General features: G+C 71.2%; 17 protein-coding genes. 2 read left to right on the top strand and 15 right to left on the bottom strand.

The window, feature by feature from the left end; translation table 11 throughout:
- Positions 1–51: 51 nt before the first annotated feature.
- Positions 52–951, top strand: coding sequence for an SMP-30/gluconolactonase/LRE family protein (locus ACO0LV_RS08630; protein ID WP_424787483.1), 900 nt, complete (start codon positions 52–54; stop codon positions 949–951).
- Positions 952–993: 42 nt separating this feature from the next.
- On the opposite strand, the gene ACO0LV_RS08625 is transcribed toward ACO0LV_RS08630, so the two are convergent.
- From ACO0LV_RS08625 to ACO0LV_RS08570, 12 genes are all read right to left on the bottom strand, one after another.
- Positions 994–2,088: a DUF4037 domain-containing protein gene (locus ACO0LV_RS08625; RefSeq protein ID WP_424787482.1), complete on the bottom strand. Its 1,095-nt coding sequence runs from the start codon at positions 2,086–2,088 to the stop codon at positions 994–996.
- Positions 2,089–2,117: 29 nt separating this feature from the next.
- Positions 2,118–2,954 carry a hypothetical protein gene (locus ACO0LV_RS08620; RefSeq protein ID WP_424787481.1) on the bottom strand — a complete coding sequence of 279 codons (837 nt, stop codon included), beginning with the start codon at positions 2,952–2,954 and terminating at the stop codon, positions 2,118–2,120.
- A gap of 13 nt (positions 2,955–2,967) precedes the next feature.
- Positions 2,968–4,266, bottom strand: coding sequence for a thymidine phosphorylase (locus tag ACO0LV_RS08615; protein WP_424787480.1), 1,299 nt, complete (start codon positions 4,264–4,266; stop codon positions 2,968–2,970).
- A 54-nt stretch (positions 4,267–4,320) separates the two neighbouring features.
- Entirely contained in the window at positions 4,321–4,710 is a 390-nt protein-coding gene (locus tag ACO0LV_RS08610; RefSeq protein ID WP_424787479.1) for a cytidine deaminase, read from the bottom strand.
- A gap of 44 nt (positions 4,711–4,754) precedes the next feature.
- A complete protein-coding gene (locus tag ACO0LV_RS08605; protein ID WP_424787478.1) occupies positions 4,755–6,047 on the bottom strand; it encodes an ABC transporter permease in 1,293 nt (430 codons plus the stop codon).
- On the bottom strand, positions 6,044–7,276 hold the full coding sequence (locus ACO0LV_RS08600; protein ID WP_424787477.1) for an ABC transporter permease: 1,233 nt from the start codon (positions 7,274–7,276) through the stop codon (positions 6,044–6,046). The genes ACO0LV_RS08605 and ACO0LV_RS08600 overlap by 4 nt, the downstream gene beginning before the upstream one ends.
- Complete coding sequence (locus ACO0LV_RS08595) at positions 7,269–9,041, bottom strand: ABC transporter ATP-binding protein (RefSeq protein ID WP_424787476.1); 1,773 nt, start codon at positions 9,039–9,041, stop codon at positions 7,269–7,271. Before ACO0LV_RS08595 ends, ACO0LV_RS08600 begins: the two co-directional genes overlap by 8 nt.
- Positions 9,042–9,131: 90 nt before the next feature.
- On the bottom strand, positions 9,132–10,244 hold the full coding sequence (locus ACO0LV_RS08590; protein ID WP_424787475.1) for a BMP family lipoprotein: 1,113 nt from the start codon (positions 10,242–10,244) through the stop codon (positions 9,132–9,134).
- A gap of 196 nt (positions 10,245–10,440) precedes the next feature.
- The gene (locus tag ACO0LV_RS08585) at positions 10,441–11,658 is read right to left on the bottom strand and encodes an amidohydrolase (protein ID WP_424787474.1); all 1,218 of its coding nucleotides are present in this window, start codon (positions 11,656–11,658) and stop codon (positions 10,441–10,443) included.
- Positions 11,659–11,690: 32 nt separating this feature from the next.
- Positions 11,691–12,791, bottom strand: coding sequence for a mannose-1-phosphate guanylyltransferase (locus tag ACO0LV_RS08580; RefSeq protein ID WP_424787473.1), 1,101 nt, complete (start codon positions 12,789–12,791; stop codon positions 11,691–11,693).
- Positions 12,792–12,806: 15 nt separating this feature from the next.
- On the bottom strand, positions 12,807–14,012 hold the full coding sequence (locus tag ACO0LV_RS08575; protein ID WP_424787472.1) for a YihY/virulence factor BrkB family protein: 1,206 nt from the start codon (positions 14,010–14,012) through the stop codon (positions 12,807–12,809).
- 71 nt (positions 14,013–14,083) lie between these two features.
- Positions 14,084–14,623, bottom strand: coding sequence for a 2'-5' RNA ligase family protein (locus tag ACO0LV_RS08570; protein WP_424787471.1), 540 nt, complete (start codon positions 14,621–14,623; stop codon positions 14,084–14,086).
- A gap of 206 nt (positions 14,624–14,829) precedes the next feature.
- Here ACO0LV_RS08570 and galK point away from each other — a divergent pair, with 206 nt between their 5' ends.
- Positions 14,830–16,092, top strand: a complete 1,263-nt coding sequence (gene galK / locus ACO0LV_RS08565) for a galactokinase (RefSeq protein WP_424787470.1) — start codon at positions 14,830–14,832, stop codon at positions 16,090–16,092.
- A gap of 14 nt (positions 16,093–16,106) precedes the next feature.
- Here galK and ACO0LV_RS08560 read toward each other — a convergent pair whose 3' ends face one another.
- The 3 genes from ACO0LV_RS08560 to ACO0LV_RS08550 form a co-directional block, all read right to left on the bottom strand.
- The gene (locus ACO0LV_RS08560) at positions 16,107–16,901 is read right to left on the bottom strand and encodes an exodeoxyribonuclease III (protein WP_424787469.1); all 795 of its coding nucleotides are present in this window, start codon (positions 16,899–16,901) and stop codon (positions 16,107–16,109) included.
- 41 nt (positions 16,902–16,942) lie between these two features.
- Complete coding sequence (locus ACO0LV_RS08555) at positions 16,943–17,344, bottom strand: transferase (RefSeq protein WP_424787468.1); 402 nt, start codon at positions 17,342–17,344, stop codon at positions 16,943–16,945.
- 268 nt (positions 17,345–17,612) lie between these two features.
- The gene (locus tag ACO0LV_RS08550) at positions 17,613–18,671 is read right to left on the bottom strand and encodes an alpha/beta hydrolase (protein ID WP_424787467.1); all 1,059 of its coding nucleotides are present in this window, start codon (positions 18,669–18,671) and stop codon (positions 17,613–17,615) included.
- Positions 18,672–18,682: the final 11 nt, after the last annotated feature.

Genomic DNA, 18,682 nt, shown 5'->3' with positions numbered 1-18,682 from the left:
GGCGCCCGGACCGGGGTGCCGCTGGCCGCTGGGCTCGGTACCGTGGCGGGCATGACTACGCCATCAGGTCCTGTGCCTACCGACCCGTCCTTCAGTGAACTGTTCCCCCCGGATGCGGCGTTGGAGCACCTCGCCGGGGATTTCACCTGGGCCGAGGGCCCCACCTATGTGGCCAACCGGGAACGGGTGGTCTTCTCCGACGTCCGGCAGAACCGCACCTGGGCATGGACCGACTACGGGGCACTGGAGGTTGAGACCGAGCCGAGCCACCACCAGAACGGGCATTGCACCGATATCGACGGGTTGCTGATCGCCTGCTCCCACGGGGAGCGGGCTCTGGTGCGGCACGAGCACGACGGATCCTGGACCACCCTGGCCGGCACTTTCGATGGCAAGCGACTGAACAGCCCCAATGACGTAGCCCTGCACCCCTTGGACGGCTCATTGTGGTTCACCGATCCCACCTATGGCATCGACAAGCCCGAGGAGGGCTACGGCGGGGAGCAGGAACTGCCCGGACGCTGGGTGTTCCGGCTCGACCGTGACGGCACGCTGACCGCCCCGATCCGGGACCGGGACAAGCCGAACGGCCTGGCCTTCGCCTCCGCGGACCTGCTGTTGCTGGCCGACACCGGCTCCGATGCCGCCACGTTCGGCTATCGCATCGACCCCGACGGCAATGCCACCTACGAACGCGAGTGGTTCCGGGTGGACCCGGGTAAGACCGACGGGCTGCGTCTGGACATCGAGGGACGGATCTGGTCCTCCGCCGCCGACGGGGTGCACGTGCTCACCCCCGACGGGGGCACCGAACTGGGCCGTATCCCCACTCCCGAAACCACCGCGAACCTGTGCTTCGGGGGCCCCTTCGGCACCCTGTTGTACATCACCGCGACCTCGAGCCTGTGGCGCATCTCCACCCGCACCCGCGGGCTGGAACTGCAGCGCTGAGCCCTGCCGGTGCCGACCGGGCCGACCCGTCCGGCACCGTGCTCATTCGGTCTCACGCCACCAGCTGCGCAGATGGCGCCGGAGTCCGTGATCGGCCGCGGCCGGGGTGGAGTCGGTGATGGTGTCGATGCTCCCGATGTCGCGCGGGAGTGCTCGCACGGCCGGATCGGTGATGGCACCTCGTAGTGCCTCGGTGAACCGGTCGGCCCAGATCACCGGGTAGGGCCGGTCGAAGAAGGACGACGGCGTGGCCCGTACCTGGTCGGTCACGCCGAGCCGGTCATGGGCTGCGGCGAGCGCGAGCAGCACGTCCACCACGGCCCGCTCCTGGTCGGTCCCCCGGGCGTCCAGCGCGGCGCGCATCAGGGTGAGCAGGTCCGCTCCGCCGGTGGTGCGGGCAAGGGCTGTGCCCAACCACTTGGCATAGGGCGGGTAGGTGCGCTGTTGCAACAACGCCAGGTGCATGCCGCAGCGCACGATGCCGGCGGCGATGACCCCGGCACCCACGTCGTCGCCGGCCTCGCGGGCCCGACCGGTGAAGGCCTCCAGCTGGGCGATGCGCTGCCACCACCCGGCCATGATGGCCAGCCAGATCTGGTCGGGGTAGAACGCCAACGCCGCACGGGTGCGGCTCACATGGCCCACGTCGTCGCGCAGCACCGGCCCGGCGGTGAACTCCAACAGGCTCTGGGAGCGAATGCTCATCCAGGTAGCGGGGTCCAGTTCGGCCAATGAGTCGATGCCGAGCAGGTCCGACAACAGGCCCGGCAGCGTGCGCACACTCACCCCGTGCGGGCGCCGGCGCCCCGCGGTGGTGTGGTGGGTGGCCGGGCCACCGAAAACCTGCTGGGCCGGCAGGTGGTCCACCGCGACCCCCGCGATCATCTCCGGCAGCACCGCCTCGACCGCGTCCAGGACCTGCTCGGCGTGGGTTCGGTGGTCCTGCTCGGACAGCACCAGCACCAGGCGTGGGCCCCAGTCGTGATCGGTGGAACGAGCGGTGTCGTAGCCGAGCACGTCCGAGCCGCGCCCGATCAGGGCGGCGGCGTACCGCAGGTGCGGAAACTCCTGCGTCAGGGCCGGTTCGACGACGTCCAGCAGGTGGGCGCTCAACCGGTGTCCGGGCACGAAGGTCATGGCGGCATTGTGGCAGTGCGGTGCAGGCTCTACCGGTGGGAGTCCACCAGCGGGATCAGCGTCCAGGCCAGGTGGGTCCAGTTCCCCAGCGCCGGGTGCGGGGTGCGCCGCGCCGCCAGCTCCTCCGGCCGCACCCGGTGGATGTACCCGGTCCCCGGGTCGAAGATGCGCAGCCGGTCCCCGGCTGTGGGAAGTGCCAGCAGCACGTGCCGCGGCACCGCGGTGCGCCACCCACGAGCCGTGTTGCCGCCGGCGTAGAGCGGGACGGGGACACCTGCGGAGGTGGCGGCCACGAGCATGTCGGTGGTGGCGCGCAGCACCGCCGGGTTGTGATCGTCCACGGCCCGGTGGGTGTAGCGCACCCCGGGTACCCGGGCGCCGCGGGCCGCGCCCCAGGGCGGGGTACCCAGCGCCCGGGGCCACGGCAGGCGGCCCGGCCCGGCGCGGGTGAGGATGCGGTGGGTGGCGCCCTGGGCAAGGGCCATCCGGGCCGCCACCGTGGGTGCGGCCAGGCCCGCGGCATCGAGTGTGGCAATCTCCGGCGGAGTTGCGGCGGGCAGACGGCCGTGCTCGAGCCAGGCGGCCAGGTGCGGGTCGATCGCGGCGTTCAGCAGCATGATGGCCGCCGCACCGCAGGTGACGCCGTCGTGCTGACGGGCCACGTGCCCGCCGATGCGCACCAACTCAGGCCCGGAGCGGTTCCCCTCATCGTGGGGGAAGAGGTTCCAGTGCGGCAGCGCCAGCGGCGCGGCGCGGGCGGTGAGCAGTCGCTGGGCGAGGTCGAGGTACCGGCCGGTGAACACCGGGCTCAGCACCGTACTCAGGGACAGCCCCGGGCGCCCGGAGTCCCGCCGGTGCGCGGTCATCGTGAGCCTCTCCTCACCCGGCGACGAGCCGGTCCAGGATCAGGGGCCGCCCGGGGGGACGGGAGCCCTCCGGGGCGATGACGGCAGCATCCTCAAGGGCTTGACGGGCACGGTCGAAACGTTCGGGGGTGTCGCTGTGCAGAGTCATCAGTGGCTCGCCGGCACGAACGACCCCGCCTGGTTTGACGTGCATCTGCACCCCGGCGCCGGCCTGGACCACATCCTCCCGACGGGCCCGGCCGGCACCCAGGCGCCAGGCGGCCACACCCACGGCGAGCGCGTCGAGTCCCACCAGCACCCCGTCGGCGGGGGCGAGGACCACGTCGGTGTGGGTGGCGGTGGGCAGCGGGGCGTCGGGATCGCCTCCCTGGGCGGTGATCATCGCGCGCCAGGTGTCCATCGCCCGCCCGTCCGTCAGGGCCGCGGCGACGTCGACGTCCTCCCGGCCCGCCGCGGAGAGCATCTCCCGGGCCAGCGCGACGGTGAGTTCGACGACGTCGGGGGGCCCACCGCCGTCGAGTACCTCCACCGCCTCGCGGACCTCCAGGGCGTTGCCCGCGGTCAGGCCCAGCGGGGTCGACATGTCGGTGAGCAGGGCCCGGGTGGTCACGCCCGCGTCGGTGCCCAGATCCACCATGGTGCGGGCCAGTTCCCGGGCGGCGTCGGCGTCCTTCATGAACGCCCCGGACCCCACCTTGACGTCCAGCACCAGGGCGCCGGTTCCCTCGGCGATCTTCTTGCTCATGATCGAGGAGGCGATCAGCGGGATCGACTCCACGGTGCCGGTCACGTCGCGCAGCGCATAGAGCTTGCGGTCGGCCGGGGCCAGGCCGGAGCCGGCCTGGCAGATCACCGCGCCCACGTGGCGCAGTTGGGCCAGCATCTCCTCGTTGCTCAGGTCCGCCCGCCAGCCGGGGATCGACTCGAGTTTGTCCAGGGTGCCACCGGTGTGCCCCAGGCCGCGGCCGGACAGCTGCGGGACCGCCACCCCGAAGGAGGCGACCAGGGGGGCCAGCGGCAGGGTGATCTTGTCCCCGACCCCGCCGGTGGAGTGCTTGTCCGTGGTGGGCACCGGCAGGACGGAGAAGTCCATCCGCTCTCCGGAGTCGATCATCGCCCGGGTCCAGGTGGCGACCTCGGCCCGGCCCATCCCGTTCAGCAGGATCGCCATGTTCAGCGCGGCCATCTGCTCCTCGGCCACCGCCCCACGGGTGTAGGCCTCGATCACCCAGCGGATCTGCTCCGCGCTGAGTGCCTCGCCGTCGCGCTTGGTGCGGATGATGTCGACGGCGTCGAAGGCTTCATTGCTCATGACCCGATGGTAATGCTCCCCCGCGCCCCGGCCCGGAAGGCCGATGGGCGGTGCTCAGGGGAGGTGGTCCGGACCGAAGGCGTCGGGCAGCACCTGGCTCATCGGCCGGATGCCGGAGGGAGTGTCCACCAGCAACCCGGCTCCGCCGTGTTCCCAGAGGAGTTGCCGACAGCGCCCGCAGGGCATCAGCAACTGCCCCTCGGCACCGGCGCAGGTGAAGGCCGCCAGGCGCCCCCCGCCGCCGGTGACCAGCGCGGAGACCAGCGAGCACTCCGCGCACAGGGTCACCCCGTAGGCGGCATTCTCCACGTTGCACCCCACCAGCACCCGGCCGTCATCGGTCCGCGCCGCGGCGCCGACCCGCAGGCCCGAGTAGGGAGCGTAGGCGCGCTGCGCCACCTCCCGGGCCGCCGCCCGCAGTTCGTGCCAGTCGATCGTGCTCATTCGGCTCAGCCTCCTTCATCGCTCGACCCTGCTCCCCGGGCTTCTCATGAGGGCGGGTACGGCTTGCCCTCCGCCGCGGGCGGGCGCACCCGGCCCACCAGTCCGGCCACGGCGAAGATGGTGGCCAGGTAGGGCAACATCGCCAGCAGTTCGGTCGGCACCGGGGAACTGATGTTCACCAGCATCCGGTTCAGGGAGTCGGCGAAGCCGAACAGCAGCGCTGCGGCCAGGGCACCGGCGGGCTTCCACCGGCCCAGGATCATCGCGGCCAGGGCGATGTAACCGCGGCCGGCGGTGATGTTCTCCAGGAACGCCAGGCCCGCTGAGACCAGCGCGGCACCACCGAAGCCGGCCACCGCGGAGCCGAACACCACGTTGCGGTACCGGGTCCGGTTCACGTTGATGCCGACGGTGTCGGCCGCTTTCGGGTGCTCGCCCACCGAGCGCATCCGCAGGCCCCAACGGCTGCGGAAGATCATGAACTGCAACCCGATCACGGTGGCGAACATGGCGTAGACGATCACGTTGTGGTTGAACAGTGCCGGGCCCACCACCGGGATGTCGGCCAGCAGCGGGATCCGGATCGGGGTCAACCGGGGCGGGTCGTTCATGGTGCTGGAGTTGTCCCGCACCACCGAGTGCAGCAGGTAGGTGGTCACCCCCAGCACCAGCACGTTCAGCACCACACCGACGATGATCTGGTCCACCCGGTACCGGATGGAGAACACCGCCAGCAGCAACCCCACCAGCGCCCCGCCGATCGGTGCGGCGATCAGGGCGTAGTAGAAGTTGCCGGCCATGCTCGCCACGATCGCGGCCATGAAGGCCCCCATCAGCAGTTGGCCCTCGATGGCGATGTTGATGATGCCGGAGCGTTCGCACAGCACTCCCGCCATCGCGCCGAACGCGAACGGGAGCGTGGCCGTGATCGTGGTGGCGAGCAGGAAGGACAGCGTGAGGCCACGGGCGTTACCGGCCACCGCCCAGGTCAGGAAGGCCGCCAGCATCACCACTCCGAAGGAGATCGGGATCGCCAGCGGAACCGTGCGGCGCGTCGAGGTGTACCAGTAGGCCAGCGCGGTCAGGGTCAGCGCGATGGCCACCAGCACCAGGACCGTCAGCCGGGAGGGCAGCACCAGAGGTGGCGGGTCGAACGGGATCCCGCCGCCGCCGAGGTTGAATCGCGACTCACGCCCGGCCGAGGTGAACAGCCCGAAGGCGAGCAGGCCTGCGATCGTCACGGCGGCCATCAGCACCGGGGTGCGCCAGGAGATCCTCCCGACCGCGGGGTCCGCCGCGGCCACTGCCGGGTCGTGGAAGTGTGTCGCGGCGCTCATACCAGGGCTCCCTCGCGGCGCCGGTTCTCACCGTGCGGCTGCGGCAACCGGAACATCGAACGCACCAGCGGCGGCGCGGCGATCATCAGCACGATGGTGGCCTGCAGGATCAGGATCAGGTCCACCGGCGTGTGCGAGTTGACCTGCATCAGGGGCAGACCTGCGCGCATCGCCCCGAACAGCAGCGAGGCCAGCAGCACCCCCACCGGCCGGGATCGTCCGAGCAGCGCCACCGTGATCGCATCGAAGCCGATGTTCCCCGCGGTGGTCTCCCGCAGGGTCCGGGTGGGACCGAGGATCTGGCTGGCACCGGCCAGCCCGGCGAGCAGGCCGGCGCTGACCATGACCATCACGAAGGTGAGGTTGACGTTGATCCCCGCGGTCCGGGCGGCGTCCATGTTCGCTCCCACCGCCCGGAACTTGAAGCCGATCGTGGAACGCTCCATCAGCCACCACGCCGCCGCCACCGCGGCCAGGGCAAGCAGGAAACCCAGGTGCAGGTTGAACCCGGAACCGAGCAACAGCGGAAATACCGAGTTCGACGACACCGGCGGTGCGATCGGGTTCGGACCCGGGGCGAAGTACTCCTGATCGAGTAGGTACCGCACCAGCCACAGGCTGATCCAGTTCAGCATGATCGTGGTGATCACTTCGTTCGCGCCGGTGCGGGCCTTGAGGAACCCGGCGATCCCGGCCCACAGCCCACCGATCACAGCGGCGGCCAGCACCGCGGCCACCAGGTGCACCACGGGCGGCATCGGCAGGGCGAAGCCGACATAGGCGGCCGCAGCGGCCCCGGCGAGCACCTGCCCCTGGGCGCCGATATTGAACATCCCGGCGCGGAAGGCGATGCCCAGCCCGAGGCCGGCGAAGATGAGCGGCGTTGCGGCCACGAACGTCTCGGTGACCGGCCGCAGCGCCCTGCTGACCGAGTCGGCCCGGTAGTCGAAGACGGCGCCACGGAACAGGGCCGTGTAGGTATCCACGATCGCGCCCCAGGCCGCGGAGAAGGTGTCGCCGGGCCGGTCGAAGAAGTACACCGCGGAACCACGAACGTCCGGGTCGGCGTACATCACCAGGACCGCGGAGACCACCAGCGCGGCCACGATGGCCAGCAGCACGGTGACCCAGCTGGCCGAGAGGATCTCCCGCAGCACCCCGCGCATCTCGCTGCCCTGCTCACCCCGGTCCGGGCCGGCCCCCGCGGGTTCGGTGCGTCCCTCAGACATCGCGCACCTGCCCCTCCTGGGTGCCGTCCCCGTTGCCGCGGTCGCCCCTGGTCGGATCAGCACTGCCGCCCTCATGCATGACGGCCTCTCCGGGATCCCGGTCGCGCGGATCATCGCCGGGCGGGCTCTGGGCGGGCTCACCGGGTCGGGAACCGATGGGCGGGTCCTCCACCGCCACCGGATCCCCGGTGACCTCCTCGACCTGGCCTGCGGTGTCGGCGACGTGCATCCGGGTGTGCTCAGCGGCGGCCCGCTCCTCGGCCTCCTGCGGTGCCACCCCGGCCATCATCAGCCCGAGGACGTCACGATCGGCGTCGCCGTCGACCACCCCGACCACACGGCCGCGGTACATCACCGCGATCCGGTCCGCCACCGCCATCACCTCATCCAGTTCGGTGGACACGATGAGCACCGGGGTGCCCGCGTCGCGTTCGGCGATGATGCGCCCGTGCACGAACTCGATCGATCCCACGTCCAGGCCGCGGGTGGGCTGGGAGGCGACCAGCACCCGCAGCGGGCGCGACATCTCCCGGGCCAGCACCACTTTCTGCTGGTTGCCACCGGACAGGGTCGCGACCGGAGCGTGGATGCTGGAGGTGCGCACGTCGAACGCCTCGACCTGACGCCGGGCGTTGTCGGTGATCGCGTCCTGGTCCATGCTCCACCCGCGCGCGAACGGGGCCTGGTCGTGCAGGTCCAGGATCAGGTTCTCCGCGATCGTGAAGGGTCCGACCAGACCGTCGGTGGAGCGGTCCTCGGGGACGTACCCCACACCGGCGCGCAGCACCTCCTGCACGCTGCGTCCCAGCAGTTCCTGCCCGTCCAGGTCGACCGAACCGCCGGTCGCCTCGCGCAGCCCCAGGATCGCCTCGACCAACTCGGACTGGCCGTTGCCCTGCACCCCGGCGATCGCCAGCACCTCTCCGCCGTGGGCCTGCAGGTTCACCGCGTCCACCACCTGGCTCCCGTCCACGTCGCGCACGGTCAGATCCTTGATGGTCAGGGTGTGCTCGGTGCGGCGGGCGGGTGCGCGATCGACCCGCAGGTTCACCTCCCGGCCCACCATCAGGGCGGCCAGGGTGGCCTCGGAGTCCGCCGGGGAGGCGTCCCCGACCACCTTGCCCCGCCGGATCACGCTGATCTGGTCCGCGATCGCCCGGACCTCCCGCAGTTTGTGGGTGATGAACACGATCGTGGTACCGGAGTCACTGAGCTGCTGCATGATCTCGATCAGTTCATCGGTCTCTTGCGGGGTCAGCACCGCGGTGGGTTCATCGAGGATGAGCACCCGGGCGTCGCGGGACAGCGCCTTGATGATCTCCACCCGCTGCTGCGCACCGACGCTCAGGTCCTCCACGCGCGCGTCGGGGTTGACCTCGAACCCGAAGCGTTCGGAGATCTCCTGCACGATGCGGCGGGCCTGGTCCAGGTCGATCACGCCCAGCGGCCCGGTGGGTTCGTGGCCGAGCACCACATTCTCGGCCACCGTGAACACCGGCACCAGCATGAAGTGCTGGTGCACCATGCCGATGCCCGCGGCCATCGCCTCGCCGGGGCCCGCGAAGGAAACCGGTTCGCCGTCGACGACGATCTCGCCGGCATCGGGGGTGTACAGGCCGTACAACACGTTCATCAACGTGGACTTGCCGGCACCGTTCTCGCCCAGCAGGGCGTGGATCTGCCCGGCCTCGAAGGTCAGATCGATCGCGTCATTGGCCACCAGCGGGCCGAAGCGTTTGGTGATCCCGCGCAGTTCGAGGCGCACCTGTGCTCCCTTCGGTCCTGCCCGCACTGTAGCGGGGCGGACGACGGCGACCCGGGCCTTTCGCAGCCCGGGTCACCGTGGTCGTCAACGTCAGCCGACCTCGACCGCGCTGGGGGAGTCCACCTGCAGTTCGCCGCTGATGATCTGCTCGCGCAACTCATCGATCTCGGACTTGAGTTCGTCGGGGACCTGGTCCTCGAAGTCGTGGTAGGGGGCGATGTCCACCCCACCGTTCTCCAGGGTGCCCACGTAGGGGGTCGGGTCGAACTCGCCGGCCGCGGCGGCCTCGATGGTGTCGAAGACGGAGTTGCCGATCATCTTCAGCACCGAGGTCAGGATGTACTGGCCGTAGGCCTCGTTGTCGGGTTGTTCGTATCCGTCGGCGTCCACCCAGATCACCATGATGCCCTCGTGCTCGTCGGCGGCGCGCAGCGAGCCCGAGCCCACCGGTCCGGCCACCGGCAGGATGACGTCGGCACCGTCGGCGATGAACTGCTGGGTGGTGTTGTAGCCGTTCTCGGGGTTCTCGAAGTCACCGGTCATGGAGCCGTTCTGGGACTCCTTGTCCCAGCCCAGCACCTCCACGTCGGTGCCGTGGGTGTCGTTGTAGCCGGCGACGCCGTCGACGAAGCCGTCCATGAAGATCGTCACCGACGGGAACGGGCGCCCACCGTAGGTGCCCACGGTCCCGGTCTCGGTCATCCCGGCGGCCAGGTAGCCGGCCAGGTACGCGGCCTCGTGGGTGTTGAACAGCACCGGCTTGGCGTTGGGCAGGTCCACCGGGTTGCCCTCGTCGTCGCTGAACGCGGAGTCGATCAGCGCGAAGTTGATGTCCTCGTTGGCCTCTGCGCCGGCCTGGATGTCGTCCTCCAGGGCGAAGCCGACACCGAAGGTCAGGTCGCAGCCCTCCTGGACCATCGCGTCAACGTTGCCCGCGTACTGGGCCGGGTCGGTGGACTCGGCGTCCTGGATCGACACACCCAGTTCCGCGGCGGCCCGGGTCAGGCCCTCGTACCCGGACTCGTTGAACGAGGCGTCGTGCCAACCGCCCTCGTCGGAGATCATGCAGGCCATGAATTCCTGGTCGACACCCTCGGCACCGGTGTCACCGGCGGGGTCCTCATTCTCCGGGGCGGCGCCGCAGGCGGCGAGGACGAGCGCGGCAGCAGCCAGGCCGGCCGTGGCGTAGATGGACTTCTTCACGATGGACTCCTGTGGGGTGGACAGGCCGGGGGCGGCATGTGGCGTCGGTGCCGTCGCCAGGGATGCGGCGACCGGCCTGATGGTAGACCCGAAACGGGGTGGCGCAGGCGGGTTCGGGTCGTACCGGGTGCGGTTGTTATCCAACTGGTACCTCCACCGGCGGGCACTGGCACCGCCACGAGGCCTGGGCCGGTTCTCAGCGTTCCCGGCCGGCGCGGGCAGCGGCCTGGGTCAGGAACCGCACCCCCACCCCGATGGCGTCCTCGTCGAAGATCACATCGGGACGGTGCAGATCGTAGGTGCGTCCGCCGGGGGTCCGGGTGCCGAGGCGGGCCATCGCCCCCTTGATCTCGGTCAGGTACCAGGCGAAGTCCTCCCCGCCCAGGGACTGCTCGGTCAGTTGCAGCGAGTCCGGCCCCAGCGCGGTGCGGGCGCTCTCGTCGAGGAATCGCACCGACTTCTCGTCGTTGTCCACCGGCGGCACCCCGCGCACGATCTGGACGTCCACCTCCACCCCGGTCGGCGCCACCACCTGCTTGGCCACATCGACCAGGAGCTCCTGGGCGTACGCCCAGGCCCCGGCGTCCAGGCAGCGCAGCGTCCCGGTGACGCTACCCACCGAGGGGATCGCGTTGGGGGCGTTGCCGGCCCGCACCGCGCCCCAGGTCAGGTTGACTCCCGAGCGCGGGTCGATGCGGCGGGTGAGCATCGCCGGTACGGCGGTGATCACGTGCCCGAGGGCCGCCACCAGATCACCGGCCAGGTGCGGGCGGGAGGTGTGTCCCCCGGTGGAGGTCAGGGTCACCGTCACGGTGTCGGAGGCGGAGGTGATCGGTCCGATCCGGGTCCCCACCTGGCCGACGTCGAACTTGGGGTCGCAGTGCAGGGCGAAGATCGCCTCGACCCCCTCGAGTCCCCCGGCGCGCATCACATCCAGGGCGCCCCCGGGCTGGACCTCCTCGGCGGGCTGGAAGATCAGGCGGACGTCGCTGTGCAGGTCACCCTGGGTGGCGAGGTCGGCCAGCACCAGCCCGGCCCCGAGCACCACGGTGGTGTGCATGTCGTGGCCGCAGGCATGGGCCACACCGCGCACAGTGGAGGCGAACCCGAGCCCGGAGACCTCTCTCAGTGGCAGCGCGTCCAGGTCGGCGCGCAGGGCCACCATGCCCCCGGAGGGACCCTCGGCCCGGGCCCTGATGTCACAGATCAGCCCGGTCCCCTCCAACCGCCGGACCGTCAACCCGGCCGCCTCCAACCGGGTGGCCACCCGGTCGGTGGTGCGGTGCTCGGCGCGGGAGAGCTCGGGGTGGGCGTGCAGATCGCGGCGGAACGCGACCAGTTCGTCGTTGAGGTCAGCCGCACGCGCGCGCACGCGCTCGGCCAGGGCCGCAGCCGCCGGGGAAGGGGAAACCACGACGTCGAGGGTACCTGCCCGGGCCGGCGCGTTCAGAGCAGGTGGTCCGCACCGGGCCGCGCCAGTGCCGCGACGGCGTCCTTGACCCGCTGCGCGTGCGCGGCCGTGGTGACCAGGATCGCATCCGGGGTGTCGACCACCACCGCATCGGGCACCCCGACCAGCACCACCGTGCGTCCGCTGCCGGGCACCACCATGCCACCGGGCGCATCCAGGGCGAGCACCCGGTCGGCGTCACCGAGCACCCGCACCGCGGCATCGGCACCGGCCGGGCCCATAACCGCCCGGATGGACGCCCAGTCCCCCACGTCGTCCCAGCCGAAACTCGCCGGAACCACTGCTACCCCGCCACGGGCGGCCACCGGTTCGGCGATCGCGTGGTCGATGCTGATCGCGGGGAGCCCGGCCCAGTGCCTCGCCAGCACCTGCTCACGCTCCGGGCCGTCCCAGGCGGCCGCGATCGCGTCCAGGCCGGCGGCCAGGTCCGGCTGGTGCCGCGCCAGGTGATCAAGCAGCACCCGCGCCGCCACCACGAACATCCCGGCGTTCCACCGGTACCGGCCGGTGGCCAGGTACGCGGTCGCGGTGTCGGCGTCGGGCTTCTCGGTGAACGCCTGTACCCGGTGCACGGGCAACCCCGCCCGCACCTGCGTCAGTTCCGCACCGGCTTCGATGTAACCGAAGGCGGTCGAGGGGCTGGAAGCCTCGACCCCGATGGTGGCCACGTACCCCGCAGCGGCAGCGGCCTCGGCGGCCCCGACCGCCTCGGCGAAGGCCTCCTCGTCGGTGATGACATGATCGGCCGCGAAGGATCCCACGATCACGTCCTCGCCGCCGTGCCGGCGCGCGAGCACCGCTGCGGCCAGGCCGATCGCGGCCATCGAGTCCCGGGGGGCGGGTTCGGTCAGGACCGCTTCGGCGGGCACCTGCGGGAGTTGCTCCCGTACCGACTGGGCGTGCCGGTCGCCGGTGACCACCGTGACCGAGCGGGCCAGCGGAGTCATCCGGTCGATGGTGGCCTGCAGCAGGCTGCGTCCGGTGCCGGTGAGGTCGTGCAGGAACTTCGGGTGGTCCCGGCGCGACAGCGGCCACAGCCGGGTGCCCGCACCACCGGCGGGAATGATCGCGTGCATGGAGCGCAGGCTAGTTCACGAGCCGCCGGTTCCGGGTCCGTTCCCGCGCCTGGAGCCCCGGTCGCTCCGATTCGACCCATTCGGGTCGGTGAGGTCGAAGGGCGCGGAGTGCTCGGCGGCAAGGTCCTCCGGGTCGGGCCCCGCCGGCTCGGGCTCCGAGCCCTTCGCGCGACGGGTCGAATCCCGCACCCAACCGATCAGGCCGCCCCAGTACGGTTCCTCCGGCTCCGGGACCGGATCCTCGACGATGGGCAGGACCCGGCCGGTGACCGGGTCATGGGCCCAGGTGAACGTGTGCGGCGCCGAGACCGTGACGTAGTTGGGAACCTCGTCGTAGTGGGTGATCATGTCCGGGGTGACCTTGAACTTCTTCGGCGGGTTGGCGGTCCAGGCCGCGACCATCAGCACGATCCGCACCTGCAGGTTGACCCACAGCAGCAACGTGATGATGGCGGCGAAACCTGCCAGCAGCGGGTTGTCCACGGCCCCTACCGCCGAGGTGCCCAGGTACCGCAGCACGCCGGCTCCGATCCCGCCGATGACGGCTCCGATGATCAGGTCCCGGCGGCGCGGGCGCGCCCCGGCCAGTCCGCGGTAGATGAAGATGAAGATCAACGTGTCGACCGCCAGGGCCACCAGCAGGCCCAGTGCGCGCAACAGGAATCCGACGCCGGGAGCATCACCCAGGCCGATCAGGTCCAGCAACCAGGTGGCCATCGTCCCGGCTGCCACTCCCAGAACGGCCGTGACCAGCACGCTCAGGGCCAGGACGGCGAACCCGCCCAGGTCACGCAGCATCGCCAGCCCCGGGTTCTCCTTGGGCCGCACCATCCCGAACATCGCCCGCACACCGCTGCGCAGCGCCGTGATCACCCCGATCGCCGTGTTCAGCAGCACCACCACCGCGATCGCCCCGGCGATCCCGCCGGCGGTGGTGAGCTGCAGTTGATCGGGCGTGACCATCCCGCCGTCGCCGGTGTCCACCATCCCGGGGAGTACCTCGTCGAGCTGGTCCAGCACCGAGTCAAGCAACGGCTCGTTGCCCCCCAGCACCGCCATGAACACGGTGAACCCGATCACCAGGGCGGCAAAGATCGAGAACAGGGCCGAGAAGGCGATCCCACCGGACAGCAGCGCCCCGTTCGCGCTGCCGTACCGGCCCAGCGCCCGCACCACCCGGGTGCGCACGGCCCACTCGAGGAATTTCTTGATCTTCGCCATACCTCCAGCATGCCCGGTCCGGACTGCCGGGGCACTCCTGTCGATGGACTGAGCGGCCGCTGCCGACCGGGTCAGGAGGACAGCACGAACGTACTCACATCCCGCCAGACGCCGTCGTCCCCGAACTCGTACAGCGAGAAGTGGGCCACCGCGAACAGGGCGTCGAATCCGGCCATGTCCGCCTCGGCACGGTCCAGGTCCTCCGCCGGCACGTCGTGGGCGATGGTCACGTGCGGGTGGTAGGGGAAGCGCAGGTCCTGGCGCAACGGGCCGGCATTGACCGCCTCGTGCAGCGCCGCGCACTCCTGGGCACCGGCGCGCAGGCTCACGAACACCACTTGACTCAGCGGGCGGAAGGACTCGGTGCCGCTCAGTTCCATCACGAACGGCCGGGACCGGTCGGCCACGTTGCTCAGGTGGTCCACCACGACGCCCATCTGGTCGGGCTCGACCACCACCGGCGGCAGCAGCGTGACGTGGGGCGGGACCGAGTAGGCGTGCGGGTCACCGGCCTCGACGCGGGCACGCGTCAGCCGTGAGTTGTACGGCTCGGGGATCGGAATCGACACCCCGATCCGCAACTGGTCCCCCACCCGTTCGGGCAATGTCACCGCGGGCACCTCTCCGGACGCTCGGGTCGGCACATCGACATCGGCACCTGCTCCCTCTCGTCCGGCCCCGGGCCTCGCCCGCCTCTGATCTGCCCGCGTTCTCCTCCCACGCTACTCTGCGGCGCCGGTGCGTGAGTACGCCGATCCTGCCGTGTTGTGCCGCGGCGGGGCTGCCGGCGCCGTGTTCGAGCTGAGAGGATGAGGTCATGAACAGTTCAGCACTCATCCAGGCCTGGACCGATGCTCACGGGCGCAGCAGGGCCGAGGAGGTCTTCGCGGCCGCCTTCGGCGCCCGCGCCGGTTCGCGGACGGCAGCAGCCGACGCGGCGGCCCACGGCGGCACAGCCGGGGGCCCGGTGGTGGTCGCCTCGGCACCCGGCCGGGTGAACCTGATCGGGGAGCACACCGACTACAACGGCGGCCTGTGCCTGCCGATCGCGCTACCGCACCGCACCTTCGTGACGGCTCGGGCCCGGGCTGATGACCGGGTCCGCCTGGTCTCGGAGAAGGAGGACCGGCTGTGGGAGGCCTCCCTGTCCCAGGTGGGCCCCGGTTCGGTCTCTGGGTGGGGCACCTACGTGGCCGGGGTGGCGTGGGCGCTGGCCCAGGAGGGGGTCCCGGTACCCGGGTTCGACCTGGCGGTGGCCTCCTGCGTCCCCTACGGCGCCGGGCTGAGTTCCTCCGCGGCGCTGGGTTGCGCCACCGTGATGGCCCTGGCGCGCCTGGTCGGGAGCGACTGGACCGGACCGGACCTACGGACCGATGCGGGCAGGGCATGGGCCGCGCGGGTGTGCGTGCGTGCCGAGAACGAGATCGCCGGCGCCCCCACCGGTGGGATGGACCAGGCGGCGGCGCTGCGGGCCACCGCCGGGCACGCGCTGCTGTTGGACACCCGGTCCGGCCAGGTGCAACAGGTGCCCTTCGACCTGGCCGCTGCGGACCTGGAACTGCTGGTCATCGACACCCGCGCCGAGCACGCCCTGGTCGATGGTCAGTACGCGCAGCGCCGGGCCTCCTGTGAGTCGGCGGCGGCGACGCTGGGGGTGCAGACGCTGCGGGAGGTCAGCGCGGCAGAACTCCCCGGAGCCCTCGCGGCGCTGCCGGATGAGACCACCCGGGCCCGGGTGCGCCACGTGGTCACCGAGATCGCCCGGGTGAAGGAGTTCGTGGGGTTGCTGGGGGCGGGCTCCTGGGCACGGGCCGGCGCGGTGATGGATGCCTCGCACGCCTCCCTGGCCACCGACTACGAGGTCTCCGCAGCCGAACTGGACACCGCGGTGCAGGCGGCCCGCGAGGCCGGTGCGCTGGGTGCGCGGATGACCGGCGGCGGGTTCGGTGGCTCGGCGATCGCGCTGATTCCTCGCGGCGGCGCCGAACGGATCGCCGCACACGTCGCCGAGGCGTTCAGCGCCGCCGGGCACCGGGATCCGGCGTTCCTGAGCGCCGAGGCCGCCGCGCCGGCGCACTGACGCCCGGGCATGGCTCAGCGGCCGTAGGTCACCGTCAGCGGCGCGTGGTCGGAGAAGCGTTCGGCGTAGGACGGGGCTCGGTCCACCCGGACCGACGTGACGCTCTCGGCCAGCTCCGGCGTGGCGTACTGGTAGTCGATGCGCCAGCCGGCGTCGTTGTTGTAGGCCTGGCCGCGCCAAGACCACCAGGTGAAGGGGCCGGGCCCGTCTCCACCGTGCCGCCGGCCCAGATCCACCCACCCCTGCTCCAACCAGGCGTCGAGGTAGGCCCGTTCGGCGGGCAGGAAGCCGGCCGACTTCAGGTTGCCCTTCCAGTTCCTGATGTCCACCTCGCGGTGGGCGATGTTGACGTCCCCGCCGACGACGACGTCGCGGCCGCCGGCGATCAACTCACCCAGGCGAGCGGTCACCTTGTCCAGGAACGCGTACTTGTCATCCATGGCGGGAGTGCCGGCGGTGCCGGAGTGCACATAGGCCGAGGCCACCGTGATCCTCCCCGGTCCCGGCACCTCCAGGTCGGCTTCGACCCAGCGGCCCACCTGGTCCTCGGTCTCGGGTGGACCCAGCCCCGAGCGCACGGCGGTGAGCGGGTACCGGGAGGCCACGGCCACCCCGTTGCGACCCTTGGCGGCACCGGCCCGGTGGATCAGGTGCCACTCGGACCCGAGGTGCTCGGTGATGATCTCATCGCTGGCCCGCACCTCCTGGAGCAGCAGGATCTGCGGATCGGCGGTGGCCAGCCAGTCGGCCATCCCGCGGCGATAGGCGGCTCGGATGCCGTTGACGTTCACGGTGGAGACTTTCAGCATCCCCCCATCCTCGCCCACCGGCACGGGTGCCCCGGCCGGCTTCAGGCGGCGGTGCCGTAGCCGCTGGCCTCCTCGACCGTGAAGACCGTGTCCGGCTCGACCACCCCGTGGTCGGGCACCTTCGTCCCGGCCGCGACCACCGCGCCATCGCGCACACGCGCTCCGCGACCGATCACCGCGCCGGCTCCGATGTGGGTGTTCGCACCGACGACGGCCTCGGCGGCCACGACCGCTCCGCGGTCCACCCAGGCACGCTGGTCCAACCGGGCGCGCTCACCCACCCGTGCGCCCGGGTCGACGTAGGCTGCCGGGCCCACCGATGCGGTCGGGTGCACCGTGGCCTTGGACGAGACCAGGCCACCTCCGTTGGGGTGGTAGGCATACCGGAGCAGGGTGCCGTCGTCGTCCTCGAATTCCTCGTACTTGCGCCGCCTGCGGGCCAATATGTCCTCCTTCAAATCTGACTACACGTCGTCATCTATTCCAACGTCGGCCCCACTCCGAAGATTCCGGATGTGTGATGTGCCACACACCCCGGGCGGGCTTGCTCCGGGTGCATCAACGACCACCGTGCCGTCGCCGTCGTGCCGGTCCGCGGGCGCGCGGCACCGGTGACCGGTCGCGCGACCGGTGTCCAGCGCCGGCAGCAGCGGCAACCACGACCGCAGACTCACTCAGCGGGCGGCCAGCGAGCCCGCGGGCGGGCCGCGCTCAGCCGGTCAGCAACTCTTCGAGCAGGTGCCCGAACACCTGCGGGGCCTCGATGTGGGGGCTGTGGCCGATGCCGGGCAGTTCCACCTCGCGGTAGGTACCGCCGTTCGCGGCGTAGGTCTCCAACACCGCGCGCATCTGACTGACCATCGGCTGCGGCGGGTAGGTGTCGGCGCCAGGCCAGCCGGGCACCACGCCCAGGGCGCCGAGCTGGCCGAAGTCCAGCGAGGAGGTGTCGGACACGATCGCGTCCGCGTCCCCGTGCACCCACAGCACCGGACCCACCTGCGGCACGTCCGCGAATGCGGAGACGTCGTAGTACTTCGGTGACAGGGCGTTGTTGATCCCCGTGGTGCCGGGCGCCACACCCGGCCAGTTCTCGCTGGTCACCGAATCGCCCGGATAGTTTCCGGCACCGATGGTGGTAGACAGCACCGAGTCCAGCAGCAGATCCTCATCGGCCAGTTCGGTGCCCGGCGCCACATACAGCGCCCGGAACACCGACAGCGGTGAGTGCGGGTGGTCGGTGCTGCGGTCCCCTGCCGCGATGGCCGCGGCGAAGTCCGGGTTGGCGGTGCCTCCCCCGGAGCCGGCGAAGTCGGGCCACACCGGTGTGCCGTCGGTGCCGGCGGTGCCGCCGAACCCGTAGGGCGATGCGGGCGCCTCCAGGAGCATCCGGGCCACCCGGCCGGGATGGTCGATCGCCAGTTGCATGATCACACCCGCCCCGGCGGAGTGGCCGACGAACGCGGCCCGCTCCACCCCGAGTGCGTCCATCACGGCGATCACGTCATCGGAGAGCTCGCCCATGCCGCGGGTCGCGTCCAGTGGTGCCACCTCGGTGTCGCCGTAGCCGCGCAGGTCAGGGGCGATGCCGCGCCAGCCCTCGGGCAGGGTGGTGAGCAACCGGTGGAAGAACGCCGAGGAGGAACAGTTCCCGTGCACCAGGATCACCGTGCCGCCTTCAGCGGATGCCTCCCCGGCCATCCGGACGTGCGTGCGCAGCCGGCCGGTGTCCACGTCGGTTTCGGTGACGGACGTGCTGGTCGGGGTGGTCATGGTCTCTCCTC

The sequence above is a fragment of the Pseudactinotalea sp. Z1739 genome (assembly GCF_049725055.1).
Classification (GTDB): domain Bacteria; phylum Actinomycetota; class Actinomycetes; order Actinomycetales; family Beutenbergiaceae; genus CALKWS01.
Note: the sequence above shows the minus strand (reverse complement) of the source record. Positions and strands in the feature narration are given on the sequence as shown.

Bases quoted from the DNA above. Each gene is read 5' to 3' on its own strand.
- galK (WP_424787470.1), top strand. From the start codon at position 14,830: ATGAACAGTTCAGCACTCATCCAGGCCTGGACCGATGCTCACGGGCGC.
- ACO0LV_RS08625 (WP_424787482.1), bottom strand. From the start codon at position 2,088: ATGACCTTCGTGCCCGGACACCGGTTGAGCGCCCACCTGCTGGACGTC.
- ACO0LV_RS08620 (WP_424787481.1), bottom strand. From the start codon at position 2,954: ATGACCGCGCACCGGCGGGACTCCGGGCGCCCGGGGCTGTCCCTGAGT.
- ACO0LV_RS08550 (WP_424787467.1), bottom strand. From the start codon at position 18,671: ATGACCACCCCGACCAGCACGTCCGTCACCGAAACCGACGTGGACACC.
- ACO0LV_RS08605 (WP_424787478.1), bottom strand. From the start codon at position 6,047: ATGAGCGCCGCGACACACTTCCACGACCCGGCAGTGGCCGCGGCGGAC.
- ACO0LV_RS08580 (WP_424787473.1), bottom strand. From the start codon at position 12,791: ATGCACGCGATCATTCCCGCCGGTGGTGCGGGCACCCGGCTGTGGCCG.
- ACO0LV_RS08560 (WP_424787469.1), bottom strand. From the start codon at position 16,901: ATGCTGAAAGTCTCCACCGTGAACGTCAACGGCATCCGAGCCGCCTAT.
- ACO0LV_RS08575 (WP_424787472.1), bottom strand. From the start codon at position 14,012: ATGGCGAAGATCAAGAAATTCCTCGAGTGGGCCGTGCGCACCCGGGTG.
- ACO0LV_RS08610 (WP_424787479.1), bottom strand. From the start codon at position 4,710: ATGAGCACGATCGACTGGCACGAACTGCGGGCGGCGGCCCGGGAGGTG.
- ACO0LV_RS08600 (WP_424787477.1), bottom strand. From the start codon at position 7,276: ATGTCTGAGGGACGCACCGAACCCGCGGGGGCCGGCCCGGACCGGGGT.
- ACO0LV_RS08615 (WP_424787480.1), bottom strand. From the start codon at position 4,266: ATGAGCAATGAAGCCTTCGACGCCGTCGACATCATCCGCACCAAGCGC.
- ACO0LV_RS08630 (WP_424787483.1), top strand. From the start codon at position 52: ATGACTACGCCATCAGGTCCTGTGCCTACCGACCCGTCCTTCAGTGAA.